The organism is Arthrobacter sp. TJ-265 (assembly GCF_058269135.1).
Window position 1 is genome coordinate 274,453 of record NZ_JBZCND010000002.1, and the last position, 15,112, is coordinate 289,564.

Annotated in this window: 10 protein-coding genes; 3 read left to right on the top strand and 7 right to left on the bottom strand. The window is 70.0% G+C overall.

All coding sequences use genetic code 11. The annotated features are described in order from the left end of the window. Positions 1–10: 10 nt before the first annotated feature. From AC4D2E_RS09830 to purH, 4 genes are all read right to left on the bottom strand, one after another. A complete protein-coding gene (locus AC4D2E_RS09830; RefSeq protein WP_490952474.1) occupies positions 11–1,849 on the bottom strand; it encodes a hypothetical protein in 1,839 nt (612 codons plus the stop codon). A gap of 228 nt (positions 1,850–2,077) precedes the next feature. Then, positions 2,078–3,181 carry a hypothetical protein gene (locus AC4D2E_RS09835; RefSeq protein WP_490952475.1) on the bottom strand — a complete coding sequence of 368 codons (1,104 nt, stop codon included), beginning with the start codon at positions 3,179–3,181 and terminating at the stop codon, positions 2,078–2,080. A 133-nt stretch (positions 3,182–3,314) separates the two neighbouring features. Continuing rightward, the gene (locus AC4D2E_RS09840; RefSeq protein ID WP_490952476.1) at positions 3,315–5,537 is read right to left on the bottom strand and encodes an NADP-dependent isocitrate dehydrogenase; all 2,223 of its coding nucleotides are present in this window, start codon (positions 5,535–5,537) and stop codon (positions 3,315–3,317) included. A 112-nt stretch (positions 5,538–5,649) separates the two neighbouring features. Next, the gene (gene purH / locus AC4D2E_RS09845; protein ID WP_490952477.1) at positions 5,650–7,251 is read right to left on the bottom strand and encodes a bifunctional phosphoribosylaminoimidazolecarboxamide formyltransferase/IMP cyclohydrolase; all 1,602 of its coding nucleotides are present in this window, start codon (positions 7,249–7,251) and stop codon (positions 5,650–5,652) included. A 150-nt stretch (positions 7,252–7,401) separates the two neighbouring features. On the opposite strand from purH, the gene AC4D2E_RS09850 reads away from it, so the two are divergent. Then, entirely contained in the window at positions 7,402–8,754 is a 1,353-nt protein-coding gene (locus tag AC4D2E_RS09850; RefSeq protein WP_104168490.1) for an MFS transporter, read from the top strand. A 143-nt stretch (positions 8,755–8,897) separates the two neighbouring features. After that, on the top strand, positions 8,898–11,615 hold the full coding sequence (locus tag AC4D2E_RS09855) for an alpha-amylase family glycosyl hydrolase (protein WP_490952478.1): 2,718 nt from the start codon (positions 8,898–8,900) through the stop codon (positions 11,613–11,615). Between the two features lie 61 nt (positions 11,616–11,676). Here the strand turns inward: AC4D2E_RS09855 and AC4D2E_RS09860 are convergent, their stop codons facing one another. After that, positions 11,677–12,693, bottom strand: a complete 1,017-nt coding sequence (locus AC4D2E_RS09860; protein WP_104168491.1) for a magnesium and cobalt transport protein CorA — start codon at positions 12,691–12,693, stop codon at positions 11,677–11,679. Between the two features lies 1 nt (position 12,694). Further along, a complete protein-coding gene (purN, locus tag AC4D2E_RS09865) occupies positions 12,695–13,285 on the bottom strand; it encodes a phosphoribosylglycinamide formyltransferase (protein ID WP_490910825.1) in 591 nt (196 codons plus the stop codon). 39 nt (positions 13,286–13,324) lie between these two features. On the opposite strand from purN, the gene AC4D2E_RS09870 reads away from it, so the two are divergent. Further along, a complete protein-coding gene (locus AC4D2E_RS09870) occupies positions 13,325–13,786 on the top strand; it encodes a hypothetical protein (RefSeq protein ID WP_490910826.1) in 462 nt (153 codons plus the stop codon). A 21-nt stretch (positions 13,787–13,807) separates the two neighbouring features. Here the strand turns inward: AC4D2E_RS09870 and AC4D2E_RS09875 are convergent, their stop codons facing one another. Continuing rightward, on the bottom strand, positions 13,808–15,088 hold the full coding sequence (locus AC4D2E_RS09875; protein WP_490952479.1) for a cell division protein PerM: 1,281 nt from the start codon (positions 15,086–15,088) through the stop codon (positions 13,808–13,810). Positions 15,089–15,112: the final 24 nt, after the last annotated feature.

Sequence of the window (15,112 nt, forward strand, 5' to 3'; positions counted from 1 at the left end):
GCGATGAGGCCTAGGCGATCGTCCCCAGTCGCCGCGCTGCCAGGACGCCGCCGGCGCCGCTGAGCAGGAGTAACGCGCCGAGCAGCAGGGCCTGCCCGTCCCCGAAGCCCGTGGAGGCGAGAACCTCCGGACTGTTGGTCGCGTCCGACGGCATCGCAGCGGGTGCAATCCCTGTGGACGCGGTTGTCAGCGTGCGGGACGTAGTTGCGTTCCCGCCCGTGACGACTCCGGTGAGGGTAGCGGGCATCGTGTCCGAGCCGCCAGCGCCATCACGCACCGCGTCCTGGGCTCCGGGAACCGTAGCGGTGGGCACGTCTGGCATGCCGGGCATCACTGGCGTCACCGGGGTGCCTGGCGTGGTCGCCACCGGGGTGCCCGGGGTAGCCGGTGTGCCCGGGGTACCCGGCGTGGTCGGCGTGTCTGGAGTTGCCGGCGTCACCGGGTTCACAGGGGTCCCGGGCGTGCCCGGGGTTTCGACCGCGGTACCGCACTCGGTGCTGCTGTCACCGATCACCGACACACCGTTGCAGCCGACGTTCACCGGCACGATGACCTCGGGCGCGATCACATTCCCGTTGAGGATCCCGCCGGGCAGCAGACCGCCGGTCGAGCCGTCCGTCGTACCCGTGGTGCCACCGGTGGTCTCACCCGTAGCGCCGGTCGAGTCACCGGAGGTCTCCCCGGTGGAACCGGTTGCACCCGTGGTGCAGTCCGAGGCACGGTCACCGATCACGGACACACCGTTGCAGCCGACATTCACCGGCACGACGACCTCAGGCGCGACCACGTTTCCGTTGAGGATCCCGTCCGTGGTGCCGCCGGAGGTCTCCCCGGTGGAACCGGTCGAACCCGTGGTGCAGTCCGAGGCACGGTCACCGATCACGGACACACCATTGCAGCCGACATTCACCGGCACGACGACCTCAGGCGCGACCACATTCCCAACCAGAATCCCGCCGGGCAGCAGACCGCCGGTCGAGCCGTCCGTCATACCGGTGGTGCCACCCGTGGTGCCGGTCGAGTCACCGGAGGTCTCCCCGGTGGAACCGGTCCAACCCGTGGTGCAGTCCGAGGCACGGTCACCGATCACGGACACACCATTGCAGCCGACATTCACCGGCACGACGACCTCGGGCGCGACCACATTCCCAACCAGAATCCCGCCGGGCAGCAGACCGCCGGTCGAGCCGTCCGTCATACCCGTGGTGCCACCCGTGGTGCCGGTCGAGTCACCGGAGATTTCCCCGGTGGAACCGGTCGAACCCGTGGTGCAGTCCGAGGCACTGTCACCGATCACGGACACACCATTGCAGCCGACATTCACCGGCACGACGACCTCGGGCGCCACCACATTCCCAACCAGAATCCCGCCGGTCGAGCTGTCCGTCATACCCGTGCCGCCCGTCGAGCCACCGGAGATTTCCCCGGTGGAACCGGTCGAACCCGGCGTCCCGACTGTCGACGAATCACCGATCACCGATACCGAGTTGCCCGACGCGTTCACCGGGACCGCGACCTCCGGGGAAACGACATTCCCGTTGAGGATCCCGCCGGCCAGCAGACCGCCGGTAGAGCCGCCCGTCGAGCCGCCCGAGGTTTCCCCGGTGGAACCGGTCGAACCCGACGTCCCGACTGTCGACGAATCACCGATCACTGATACCGAGTTGCCGGACACGTTCACGGGAACCGCGACCTCCGGCGCGATCCGGTTTCCGTTGGCGATCCCACCGCCGAGCAGTCCGCCACCTGCAGAGCCGAGGTCCACGCCGAGTTCGAGCGAGCCCTCGACCAGTGCGGCGGTCCCCTCGATGACCGGGAGGTTCGTCGTCCCGTGTGGAAGCGGTGTCATGACGACGGCGCCAAGGGTTGCCCCGTTAGCCTGGCTTGCTGGTGCCGACAGCTCCGCAGCTGTCGCGGCTCCTGCTCCGAGGACGACGACGCCCCCGGCTAGAAGGACCCCGTAAAGCCCTCGCTGAACGCATGTACGCATGATGTTCTCCTGTAGATCGAAGTGGTGTTGAAGCGCCCTTGGCGCCGTGGGCCGTCGGCCGTGCAATGAAGCGCGGCGAGGCCACCACTAATCAGGAGATGAACCGGGATCGAAAGTGGGGCCCTCGGGTAGGCTTGACGACGCCGCGCGTCGTCCGGTCCGGCTCAGGACCAGAAGGATCAGGAAGGCGGAACCGCCGAGGACGGCAAGCGGCGCCGTGACGCCGCTACCCGTCATGGATGCTGTGACACCTGCGGACAATGAGGGAGGAGTCGCGGGCAGGGCCGGGATTTCCTGGACGGCCTGTGCCATCTGGACGATGGCAGGCAGGGCGACAGTCGCAAGAAGATCCCTCTGCGAGGCAGCCACGGGAAGATAGGCGGCAGCAACTCCTGCCGACGAGGACAACCCGAGCGTCGCGACCGTCTCGCTCGAGGAACCCGACTCCGCACCCGCGACCGGGCGAGTCTCCGCGGCCGCTCCGGCGCTCCCGCCGGGTGTCACCGTCCCCGGCACATCCGGCTCCTGAACGACCTCGGGAAGGACCTCCTCGGCCGGAGCCGTCGGCCCGGCCGGGATCAGCACCGGAGCAGGCCCAACGGGAATGGGCGCTACCGGAACCGGTACCACCGGAGGCGGGGTCGCCAGTCCGGGCAGGGGCACAATGACGTCCACAACCGGGTCGATGATCTGCGCGACAGGCGCGGCCACCTCGAGCACCGGTCCGGTGACCCCGCCGACGGCTCCGTCGACGGTCCCGACGACGGGAGCCGTCACTCCGGTGACCGTACCGGCGGGCACCAGCGCCTGGACGATCGGCACCTCGGCCACGACGCCGTCGACCAGTGTCGTCACGGGTGTGAGGACACTGGTCGACGGCGCGGCCGCGAGTTCGGGGACGCGTGCTACGAGATCGGGCAGAACCGGGACATCCTGGAGCAATGATGGCGAGTTCGACGCCGGCACAGCGCGAGCCGCGACGGACTGCAGCGGATCGGTGACCGGGGACAGCGCCCCGGCAGCAGCCGTTCCCGTCGCATCGAGGGCCCCGGTGAGCAGACCAGGACCGGCAGACGCTTCGGCAGCGGAGGCGGCGGAGGCGCCGAGGGCCATCAGGCCGAGGGCCCCGGCTGCCGCAAGGAGAAAGGTGCGCGCGCTGGAGGAAAGAGACCGACGCTCATAGGCGTTCATCGCACTTCCACCCCCCAGGCTGAGACCTAGGAGAAACCCTAAACCTACTGAGGTTCTCCTGTAAACAGTCCGGATACGCAGAGGCCGGTGTACCGCGGAGGCGGTACACCGGCCGGTGTGCGGGGGTGGGGGCCTACTTCGCGAGGATCGCCAGGACCTCCGACAGCTTCGCCGAAGGACGCATCACCTCTGTCACCTTCGCGACGTCGGGGTGGTAGTACCCGCCGATGTCCGCGGGTGACCCCTGGACGGCGAGCAGCTCGGACACGATCGTGTCCTCGTTGCCCGTCAGCGCCTCGGCCACCCGGGCGAAGCTCTCCGCGAGCTCGGCATCCTGCTCCTGCTCGGCCAGTTCCTCGGCCCAGTAACGGGCGAGGAAGTAGTGGCTCCCGCGGTTGTCGATCTCGCCGACGCGGCGGCTGGGCGACTTGTTCTCGAGCAGGAAGGTGCCCGTCGCCCGGTCGAGCGTGTCGGCGAGGATCTGCGCGCGGGCGTTCCCCGTCGTCGTCGCCAGGTGTTCGAAGCTGACGGCCAGGGCCAGGAATTCGCCGAGGCTGTCCCAGCGGAGGTGGTTCTCCTTCACGAGCTGCTGCACGTGCTTGGGAGCCGATCCGCCGGCGCCGGTCTCGAAGAGCCCGCCGCCGTTCATGAGGGGGACCACGGAGAGCATCTTGGCGCTGGTGCCGAGTTCGAGGATCGGGAACAGGTCCGTCAGGTAGTCGCGGAGCACGTTGCCCGTGACGGAGATGGTGTCCTGGCCCTGGCGGATGCGCTTGAGCGTGAACGCCGTGGCGTCGACCGGCGTCATGATCTCGAGGGTGACGTCGTCCGTCCCGTGCTCGGCCAGGTACTCCCTGACCTTCGCGATGAGATGGGCGTCGTGGGCGCGGCTCTCGTCGAGCCAGAACACGGCCGGCGTCGCCGAGGCCCGCGCGCGGGTCACGGCGAGCTTCACCCAGTCGAGGATCGCGGCGTCCTTGGTCTGGCAGGCGCGCCAGATGTCGCCGGGCTCGACGTCGTGCTCGATCAGCACCGTGCCCTCGCCGTCGACCAGCTGCACCGTGCCCGCGGCCTGGATCTCGAAGGTCTTGTCGTGGCTGCCGTACTCCTCGGCGGCCTGCGCCATGAGGCCGACGTTCGGGACGGTACCCATGGTGGTCGGGTCGAACGCGCCGTGGGCGCGGCAGTCGTCGAGGACGACCTGGTAGATGCCGGCGTAGCTGCTGTCCGGGAGGACGGCGAGCGTGTCGGCTTCCTTGCCGTCCGGTCCCCACATGTGGCCGGAGCTCCTGATCATGGCCGGCATGGACGCGTCCACGATCACGTCGCTCGGCACGTGCAGGTTGGTAATGCCCTTGTCCGAGTCCACCATGGCGATCGCCGGCCCGTCCTCCATGCCGCGGGCGATGGCCTGCCGGACGCCCTCGCGGACGTCCTCCGGGAGCTTGTCGAGACCGCTGAGGATGGAGGCGAGGCCGTTGTTCGGGCTGAGGCCGGCGGCGGTGAGCTGGGCGCCGTACTTCTCGAAGAGCTCGGGCAGGAAGGCGCGGACCACGTGGCCGAAGATGATGGGGTCGGAGACCTTCATCATGGTGGCCTTGAGGTGCGCCGAGAAGAGCACGCCCTCCTGCTTCGCCCGGGCGACCTGCGCCTTCAGGAACTCGTTGAGTGCGGCGGCGCGCATGACGGTGCCGTCCACGACCTCGCCGGCGAGCACGGGGAACGGGGCCTTGAGCACGCTGACGGTGCCGTCGGCCGCGACGTGCTGGATCGAGACGGTGCCGTCGGCGGGGATCACCACGGACTTCTCGTTGGAGCGGAAGTCGTCGCTCGTCATGTGTGCCACGTTGGTCCTGGACTCCGGCGTCCAGGCCCCCATGCTGTGCGGGTTCTGCCGGGCGTAGTTCTTGACGGACGCCGGGGCGCGGCGGTCCGAGTTGCCCTCGCGCAGGACGGGGTTCACGGCGCTGCCCTTGACCTTGTCGTACCGCGCGCGGACGTCCTTCTCCTCGTCCGTCGACGGGTGGTCCGGGTAGTCCGGCAGGGCGTAGCCCTGGCCCTGGAGTTCGGCGATGACCGTCTTGAGCTGGGGGACGGACGCGCTGATGTTCGGCAGCTTGATGATGTTCGCTTCCGGCGTCTTCGCCAGCGCGCCGAGCTCGGCGAGGGCATCCGCTTGTCGCTGGTCCTCGGTGAGGTGGTCACCGAAGAGGGCGATGATGCGCCCCGACAGCGAGATGTCCCGGGTCTCCACCTCGACGCCGGCCGTGGAGGCGAACGCCTCGACGATCGGCAGGAACGAGTAGGTGGCGAGCATCGGCGCTTCGTCGGTATGGGTGTAGATGATTCTGGCCATGGGTTGGCGTCTCCCTGGTGCTCATGCGGTGTACGGGTGGTTGGGGGTTGCCCATCGGCTCTAACCTACCGAGCTTTTTCGGGCTTCGCCTCACGGCGGATGTGAGGCGGTGTCAGTGGAAGAAGTGGCGCGCACCTGTCAGGTAGAGCGTGACGCCGGCGGCGTTCGCGGCGTCGATCACTTCCTGGTCGCGCACCGATCCGCCCGGCTGCACGACCGCGCGGACCCCGGCGTCGAGCAGGATCTGGAGGCCGTCGGCGAAGGGGAAGAAGGCATCCGACGCCGCCACCGAACCGCGGGCGCGTTCGGTACCGCCCAGGGTGTTGGCGCGTTCGACGGCGAGCCGGCACGAATCGACGCGGTTGACCTGGCCCATGCCGACGCCGACGGAGGCGCCGTCGTTCGCGAGCAGGATCGCGTTCGACTTGGCGGCGCGGCACGCCTTCCAGGCGAAGGCGAGGTCGGCGAGCGTCGCCTCGTCGGCGGCCTCACCGGCGGCGAGGGTCCACCCCGCGGGGTCGTCGCCGTCCGCGTCGAGGGCGTCGGCCACCTGCATCAGCACTCCGCCGGAGACCTGGCGGAACTCCACCGGGTTCCGCCCGTAGCCGTCCGGCAGGGTCAGGAGCCGGATGTTCTTCTTCCGGGAGAGGATGTCGACGGCCTCGGCCGAGAACGACGGCGCGATCACGACCTCCGTGAAGATCTCCTTCACGGTCCGCGCCATACCCGCGGTGACCTCGCGGTTCGCGGCGATGACGCCGCCGAACGCGGAGACCGGGTCGCAGGCGTGGGCCTTCGCGTGCGCGTCGGCGATGGGGTCCTCCGCCGCGGCGGATCCAACGGCGACGCCGCACGGATTGGCGTGCTTGATGATCGCGACGGCGGGCTCGTCGAAGTCGAAGGCCGCGCGCAGGGCGGCGTCCGCGTCGACGAAGTTGTTGTAGCTCATGGCTTTGCCGTGCAGCTGGTCCGCCTGCGCGATGCCCGGCGTGGCACCCTTCTCGACGTACAGCGCGGCCTGCTGGTGCGGGTTCTCGCCGTAGCGGAGCACCTCGGACCGCTCGAGGGCGAGGCCCGCGTAGCCGGGCCAGCCGGCGTCGTCGTCGATCTCGAACTGCTCAGCGGTCCAGGAGGCGACGGCGGTGTCGTACGCGGCGGTGTGCGCGAAGGCGAGCGCGGCCAGCCCGCGTCGTGCCCGGAGGTCGAAGCCACCTTCCGCGGCGGCGGTGACCACATCGCCGTAGCGCGCAGGATCGACGACGACGGCGACCGACGGGTGGTTCTTCGCCGCGGACCGCACCATCGCCGGCCCGCCGATGTCGATCTGCTCGACGACGTCGTCGGGCTCCGCCCCCGAGCGCACGGTCTCCACGAAGGGGTAGAGGTTCACGACCACGAGGTCGAACGCCTCGATATCGAGCTCGGCGAGCTGGTCGATGTGCTCCTGGCGGCGGCGGTCGGCGAGGATACCGGCATGGACCTTGGGGTGGAGGGTCTTCACGCGGCCGTCGAGGGTCTCCTGGAAGCCTGTCACCTCGGAGACCTCGGTGACGGGGACACCCGCGGCGGCGATGCGCTGCGCCGTCGAGCCGGTGGAGACGATGACGACGCCCGCGCGGTGCAGGCCCTGCGCCAGCTCCTCCAGCCCGGTCTTGTCGAACACCGAGATGAGTGCTCGGCGGATGGGGACACGGTCGAGGTGGGGCAGGCTCACGCAGATCTCCGTAGGTCGCTTCGCTGGGTCGCCGTCCAGTCTATAGGGGTGCCCCGGCCGGCACCCCCGGATGACGCATGGTGCCCGAGGGGGCAGGGAAGGCGCCTGGCGTACAGTTTTCCAGTACCCGCTCCCCTCCCCGAAGGCACCATGAGCATCAATACGCAACTCCCCACCGGCGATCAGGTGGTGCAGGACCTCCCCTGGCGCTGGAAGGTCCAGGGGAAGATCTTCCTCATCGGCGGCCTCGGCTTCATGTTCGACGCCTGGGACGTGACCCTGAACGCCTACCTGATCCCGCTGCTGATCGGCGACTGGGGGATCACCTCGGGCCAGGCGGCGTGGATCGCGACGTCGAACCTGATCGGCATGGCCGTCGGCGCGTTCGCGTGGGGATCCGTCGCGGACATCATCGGCCGCAAGAAGGCGTTCACCCTCACCCTGCTCGTCTTCGCCCTCTTCACGGTCCTCGGGGCGTTCTCACCGGACATCGTCTGGTTCTGCGTGTTCCGGTTCCTGGCCGGCTTCGGCCTCGGCGGCTGCATCCCCGTGGACTACGCGCTCGTCGGCGAGTTCACGCCGCGGCGCCAGCGCGGCCGGGTCCTGACGGCCATGGACGCGTGGTGGCCGATCGGCGCCTTCCTCTGCGGCGTGGTGACGACGGCGATCGTCGCGCAGACCGGTGACTGGCGGTACACCATGCTCGTCATGGTGCTGCCGGCCCTCCTCGTGTTCTGGGTGCGCCGCAGCGTGCCCGAGTCCCCGCTGTACCTCGTGCAGCGCGGCCGGCGCGACGAGGCCCGGGCCGTCATCGACGACCTCGTGGCGAGGACCGGCGCCGAGGAGCGCCCGTGGCGCCTGCCGGAGCCCGAGGACACGCCCCGGCTCTCGCTCGGCAGCATCTCCGGACAGCTCACGGGCCTCTGGCGCTTCGACTGGCGCATCACCCTGACGGCGTGGAGCCTGTTCCTGACCATCCTGCTCGTCTACTACGGGGCCCTCACGTGGATGCCGCGCATCCTCATCGCCTCCGGCTACGCGCAGTCCGTCGCGTTCATCACCACCACGTTCATGACCGGCGTCGGCTTCCTCGGCGTGATCGCCGCGGCCCTGCTGGTGGAGCGCGTGGGCCGCAAGTGGCTGCTGGCGATCACCGGCCCGGGCTCGGCAGCGCTCCTCGTGGCCTTCGCGCTGACCCTGGACCTGCCGGCAGTCGCCACGGCGTGGCTGCTGGCCTTCGGCTTCGTGGTGCAGGTGGCGATCCCCGTGCTGTACACCTACGTCTCCGAGCTCTACCCCACCGAGCTGCGGGGCAGCGGGTTCGGCTGGGCGTCGACCATCTCCCGCATCGGGGCGGGCCTCGTTCCGCTGATCTTCGGCACGCTCCTGTGGCCCTTGCTCGGCCTGCCGCTCACCTTCGCGCTCATCGGCGGTCTCGTGGTCCTCGCCGTCCTGTTCATGGCGTTCAACGCGCCCGAGACGAAGGCCGCCCGGCTGCGCTGACCGGCCCCGGGCGGAGCCCGGTGGACACGTCCGGATCGACGGGGACCAGGAGTCCGAAATAGTTTTCGCGTAAATTGCGCGCGGAGGATTGACTCGTCGTGTGACGTCGGACACGCTGGTGCCTGACCCCCGAAGGAGACCCCGTGAAACCGCGCCACGCCACCGTCGTCGTGCTGACCGCCCTTGTTGCCGGTTCCGTCGCCGCACCCCCCGCTTTCGCCGCCCCGAAGAACCCCGCAGACTCCTCCGCCGCGTCGGCCCGGCACTCGCTGCGCACCGCGGTCACGGACGAGAACTTGTACTTCGTCATGGCCGACCGCTTCCAGAACGGCAGCACGGCCAACGACGACGGCGGGCTCGGCCCCGATCCGTCGGTGTCCGGCTTCGACCCCACCCGGAAGGGCTACTACAGCGGCGGCGACCTCCAGGGCCTGCTCGAGGAGCTCGACTACATCCAGGGCCTGGGCACCACCTCCATCTGGCTCACCCCGAGCTTCAAGAACCGCGCCGTGCAGCCGGAGGACAACTCGGCCGGCTACCACGGCTACTGGATCACCGACTTCACGCAGATCGATCCACACCTCGGTACCAACGAGGACCTCAGGACCCTCATCGATGCCGCACACGCGCGAGGCATGAAGGTCTACTTCGACATCATCACCAACCACACCGCGGATGTGATCGGCTACGACGCCGGCGAGCGCGCCCCCTACGTCTCCAAGGACGAGGAGCCGTACCGCGACGCCGACGGCACCGCGTTCGACGACCGCGACTACGCGGGCACGGGCACCTTCCCCGAGCTCGACGCCGCGACCTCCTTCCCGTACATCCCCGTGGTACCGGAGGCCGACAAGGACCTGAAGGTCCCCGAGTGGCTGAACGATCCCACGCTCTACCACAACCGCGGCGACACGACCTTCGCGGGCGAGGACGCCTACTACGGTGACTTCTTCGGCCTCGACGATCTGTCCACCGAGCACCCCGTGGTGGTGGACGGCATGATCGACATCTACAAGACGTGGATCGCCGACTTCGGCGTGGACGGCTTCCGGATCGACACCATGAAGCACGTGAACGACGAGTTCTGGCAGGAGTTCGGCCCCGAGGTCCTCTCCTACGCGCAGCAGCAGGGCAAGGACGAGTTCTTCATGTTCGGCGAGGTCTTCGACACCACGAAGTCCTTCACCTCGCAGTTCACCACGCGCAACCGCATGCAGTCGGTCCTCGACTTCCCGTTCCAGGCCGCCGCCCGCGGCTACGCCTCGCAGGGCGCGCCCGCAACGGATCTCGAGCGCTTCTTCGCCGGCGACGACTGGTACACGGACGCGGACTCCAACGCCTACAGCCTGCCGACCTTCCTCGGGAACCACGACATGGGCCGGATCGGCAGCTTCATCGCGAGCGACAACCCCGGCGCGGCCGACGACGAGCTGCTGGCGAGGGACACCCTCGCACACGAACTCATGTACTTCTCACGCGGCAACCCGGTGATCTACTACGGCGACGAGCAGGGATTCACGGGCCCCGGCGGCGACCAGGACTCGCGGCAGACGCTGTTCGCCAGCCAGGTCCCCGAGTACCTCGACGACGACCTGCTGGGCACCGACGCGACCCACGCCACCGACAACTTCGACGCGACCCACCCCCTGTACCAGGGCATCGCGACCCTCGCCGACGTCACCGCGGAGCACCCGGCCCTGCGCAACGGCGCCCACCAGCACCGGTACGCCTCGGACGGCCCGGGCATCTACGCGTTCTCCCGGACCGACGCAAAGGACCAGCGCGAGTACGTGGTGGCACTGAACAACAGCACCGGGCCGAGGACCGCCGCCATCCCCACCTACGCCGGCAAGCGAACCTTCGGCCTCGTCCACGGCGACGCGCCCCAGCACGCGAAGTCCGCGGCCGACGGCACCCTCACCGTCACCGTCCCCGCACTGTCCACGGTGGTCTACGAGCTGTCGGGGAAGATCCCGCACTCCAAGGCCGCACCGGCGATCAGCCTCCAGCAGCCGGCACCCGCCGCCGAGGACAACGGCCGCATGAGGGTCGCTGCCGACGTCGCCGGCTCGTCGTTCTACGAGGTCACCTTCGAGGCCCGCACCCCGGGCTCCCCGTGGACGAGCATCGGCACGGACGACAACGCGCCGTACAGCGTCTACCACGACACCGGCGCACTCCCCGCCGGGACGGCGGTGGAGTACCGCGCCGTGGTCCTCGACAACGCGCGCCACACACGGACCTCCGCGGTGGCGTCGGCCACCGTCCCGCAGCCGCAGCTGACCATGGGCCTTCCGGCCGAGGGCACGCAGGTCCAGGGCGAGGTCGAGGTGACCGCCACCGCGAGCCCGGAGAACTCCGAGTACGCCGTGACCCTCGAGCGCAGCATCGCCGGAGGGGCGTGGACGGCGATCGGTTCGGACGACTCGTCGCCGACCTACACCGCCGTCGACGATCTCGCGGCCCTCGACCTCGCCGAAGGCACCCAGGTCCGGTACCGTGCCGTGCTCGGGACCTCGGTGAGCGACATCAGGACCGTGAGGGTCGGCTCGGTCGTCGACCAGCCCGGTTCCGTGGCCGTGGCCGGCAGCCTCGATTCCGAGCTGGGCTGCGGCGGGGACTGGGATCCGGCGTGCGACCAGGCGCAGATGACCTTCGATGCCGCCTCGCAGACCTGGATCCTCGAGGTCGCCGACCTGCCCGCCGGCAGCTACGAGTACAAGGCGGCGCTCAACCGCAGCTGGACCGAGAACTACGGCGCCGGCGGCGGCCGCGACGGCAGCAACATCGCACTCCAGCACGCGGGCGGTCCGGTGACCTTCGTGTACGACCACCGCACGCACGTGATCGGCACGCGCTAGCCGGCGTGCCACGCGTGACGGCGGCCGGGACCTCCTGGTCCCGGCCGCCGTCACGTCCGGGTCAGAGCCAGTCGTTGCGCTTGAAGGCCCAGTACAGGCCGCCGCCCATCGCGACCATGAGCAGGAGCGCGAACGGGTAGCCGAGGCCCCAGTGCAACTCGGGGATGACATCGAAGTTCATGCCGTAGATCGAGGCGATCAGCGTCGGCGCGAAGAGGATCGCCGCCCAGGACGAGATGCGCTTGACCTCCTCGCCCTGCCGCAGCGACGTCTCCGTCATGCGCGTCATCTCCTCGTTCTGCCGCTGGGCCACGAGGGTGGAATGGACCGTCAGGGCGTTCTGCAACAGCGTGCGGAACGTGTTGATGCGCTCGACGATGCGGATCACGTGGTCCTGCACGTCCCGGAGGTTCCGCGCGAGCTCGTCGTCCATCCGGTACTTCTCCGAGCCCCTGAGCAGGTCGTCCATCATGGCCTCCAGTGGCTGGGCGGCACGCTGGAACTCGATGACCTCGCGGTGCAGCTCGTAGATCCTCCGTGAGACGTCCGGTGCTCCCCCGAACAGCTCGTTCTCGATCTCGTCGATGTCGTTCTCGAGTCCCTGCACCACGGGCCCGTACTCGTCCACCACCTGGTCGAGCATCGCGTACAGGACCGCCTGCGGTCCCGTACCGAGCAGCTCCGGGTCCTCCTCGAGCCTCCGCCGCACGATCCCGAGGTCCGGCGATTCGGCGTGCCGGACGGTCACCACGAAGTCGTGACCGATGAAGATGTGCAGCTCGCCGAACTCCACCTTCTCCTCCACATCGAGGTAGCGGGCGGGCCGCAGCACCACGAACAGGGTGTCGCCGTAGCGCTCGAGCTTGGCGCGCTGGTGCCCGTTGGTGGCGTCCTCGACGGCGAGGTTGTGCAGCCCGAATTCGGCCTCGACCGCCTGGATCTCCTCCCGCTCGGGGCGGTAGAGGCCGATCCAGCCCATGCCGCCGCTGTCCCGCATGAGCTCGAACGTCTGGTCCAGGGTCTCGGGGTGGATGCGCTTCTTCCCGCCGACGTAGACGGCGTTCGCGACCAGCGGCACCTCAGGCCCCGGCCCGACCGGAGACCGCGGCAGCGCCGGCCAGCCCGGCGAGGGTCTCGATGAGGAGCCTGCGCTCCTCGACCTTGATCCGCTCGTGGAGCGTCTCCTCGGTGTCGCCGGGCAGGACGGCGACGGCGGCCTGGGCGAGGATGGGGCCCGTGTCCACGCCCGCGTCGGCGACCATGACGGTGCAGCCCGTCACCTTCACGCCGTACGCCAGGGCGTCGCGGACGCCGTGGGCGCCCGGGAAGCTCGGCAGGAGCGCCGGGTGGGTGTTGAGATAGCGGTCGGGGAAGGTGTCGAGGAAGTGCTGGTCGACGATCCGCATGAAGCCCGAGGACACCACGTAGTCCGGCTCGTGCGCGGCCACGGCCCCGGTGAGGGCGCGGTTCCAGTCCGCCCGCTCCGCGTACTGCCGGAAGTCCACCTCGAACGTCGGGATCCCTGCCGCGGCCGCCCGTCGGACGCCGCCCGTGCCCGGCCGGTCGGCCCCCACGGCGGCGATGGTCACGGGGAGACGGCCCTCGGCGACGGCGTCGATCACGGCCTGGAGGTTGGACCCGGAGCCGGAGACGAGGACTACGATGCGCATGAACCAACCTTAGGGTCTCCCCTCGCCTAGGGTTGAACCATGGCGAGGCGAGGAACCACCAGGCAGCAGGACACCGACCAGGCCGGACCGCAGGGTCCCGGGACGGCGCCCAAGGCACCGGACGACCCCGCCACCGCGCGCGCCTCGTCCGCCAGGTTCTGGCTGCGCCTGTTCTTCGGGGCACTCCTCGGCGCGTCGCTGACCAGCGGCCTGGTGCTGCCGTGGAAGGTGCTCGCGCTCGTCCTGGCGCTGTTCGCCCTCGCCGCCGGCGTCGTCGGGCTCGTCAAGGCCATCGGCGCGAAATTCCCCCGGTTCGTGGTCCTCGCGACGTCCCTGGGCCTGGCCGCCGCGCTGTTCCTCACGGCGGGCACCGCTGCGTCGATACTCCTCTGGCCCATCACGCAGACGTACGAGGACTGCATGTCCCGCGCCCTGACCCTGCAGGCGCAGGGCGACTGCGAGGACGGCCTGAGGAGCCTCGACGGGTTCGGCGGCTCCTAGGGTCCCGCGTGGGCACGCGGCTCAGCGCCGCCGCGGCTCCCGCTCCAGCAGGGGCCCGAGGGCATGCCCGAGCAGGGCGCCGACGGCCACCTCCAGCGCGAGCCACAGACCGACCGCCAGCGGGTCGGGGCCCAGGTCGGTGAAGCGGCCCAGGCCGAGCGAGGCGCGCGAGAGCAGGGCGACGGCGGCCCCGCACAGTCCGGCCGTGATGCCGATGAGTCCGGCGAGCGCGAGGGTGGACGCCGTCGAGGTGAGCCACCGCCTGCTGCTGTGCAGCACGAGCCACTCGTCGAAGTGGTTCTCGCCCTCCCGGAAGAACCACCAGCCGGCGAGGAGCCCGGCGAGGACCGGGATGGCCAGCGCCGCGTACCCGTAGTCGAGCGTGCCCGCGGGGAGCGCGCCGAGGATGGGCAGGGCGGGCAGGGGGCCCACGGTGCTGGCCAGCGGCGTGAGGGAGCTGCCCGTGCCGAGGGCGAACCCGGCACCCGTGGACCAGGACATCGTCCAGAGGGCGAGGTTGGGCAGGAGCCCCAGCTGGAGCAGGGTGATGACGGACGCCCCGGCGATCCCGCCGTCGATGCGCTCGTAGATCGCGGCGATGCCCGCCCAGTTCAGCCCGATCGCTACGGCGAGCAGGGCGGCCGAGAGGGACGCGGCGACGAGGACGGCGATGAATCCCGACCGGACGATCGACCAGGCGTAGGACCCGGCCCAGCGGGAGTGCTGGCTCGCACGGCCCACCCAGGCCGCGAAGTCCACGCCCACCAGGCGGCTCCAGGCGCCGGCCTCACGGTAGGCGCCGGTGATGAGTCCGATCCCGGCGGACACGGGAGGGATCAGGGCGCCCGCCACGAGTGACACGGACGCGTCGGGGGTGCCCGACACATACGCGATGCCCGCGCCGATCGCCGCGTAGGTGAGGAGGGCACCGAGCAGCGCCTGCCAGAGCTGGTCGGTGTACGACGCCCGGGCGAGTCGGCGCCCCGCACGCCAGGCGAGGAACAGCGGCACGAGGACGAGCCCGAGCGGGACGACGTGCAGCAGCCCCGACACCGCCTCGCCCCCGGCCAGGCTCGGAGGGAAGTGCAGCACGAGGGGCACCCCGTGCATGACCAGCCAGCCCTGGCCCGCCAGGCGGGCGGCGGACTCCGCCGTCCGGTCCGCGAATCCCCCGGTGAACCATACGGCGGCGACCGGGAGCACCACGAGCAGGGCCGAGATCACGGCGGCCTGTCCGAGTTCGAGCACCCCCTGGAGCCACAGGGGCATGGGAAGGGCGCGGGGCTTGGTGGGGATTTTCATCCCTCCCATGGTGCCACCGGCAGG

Excerpts from the sequence above, each read along its gene's own strand:
- AC4D2E_RS09875 (WP_490952479.1), bottom strand. The coding sequence starts at position 15,088 with ATGAAAATCCCCACCAAGCCCCGCGCCCTTCCCATGCCCCTGTGGCTC.
- purN (WP_490910825.1), bottom strand. The coding sequence starts at position 13,285 with ATGCGCATCGTAGTCCTCGTCTCCGGCTCCGGGTCCAACCTCCAGGCC.
- AC4D2E_RS09835 (WP_490952475.1), bottom strand. The coding sequence starts at position 3,181 with ATGAACGCCTATGAGCGTCGGTCTCTTTCCTCCAGCGCGCGCACCTTT.
- AC4D2E_RS09830 (WP_490952474.1), bottom strand. The coding sequence starts at position 1,849 with ATGACACCGCTTCCACACGGGACGACGAACCTCCCGGTCATCGAGGGG.
- AC4D2E_RS09840 (WP_490952476.1), bottom strand. The coding sequence starts at position 5,537 with ATGGCCAGAATCATCTACACCCATACCGACGAAGCGCCGATGCTCGCC.
- AC4D2E_RS09850 (WP_104168490.1), top strand. The coding sequence starts at position 7,402 with ATGAGCATCAATACGCAACTCCCCACCGGCGATCAGGTGGTGCAGGAC.
- AC4D2E_RS09870 (WP_490910826.1), top strand. The coding sequence starts at position 13,325 with ATGGCGAGGCGAGGAACCACCAGGCAGCAGGACACCGACCAGGCCGGA.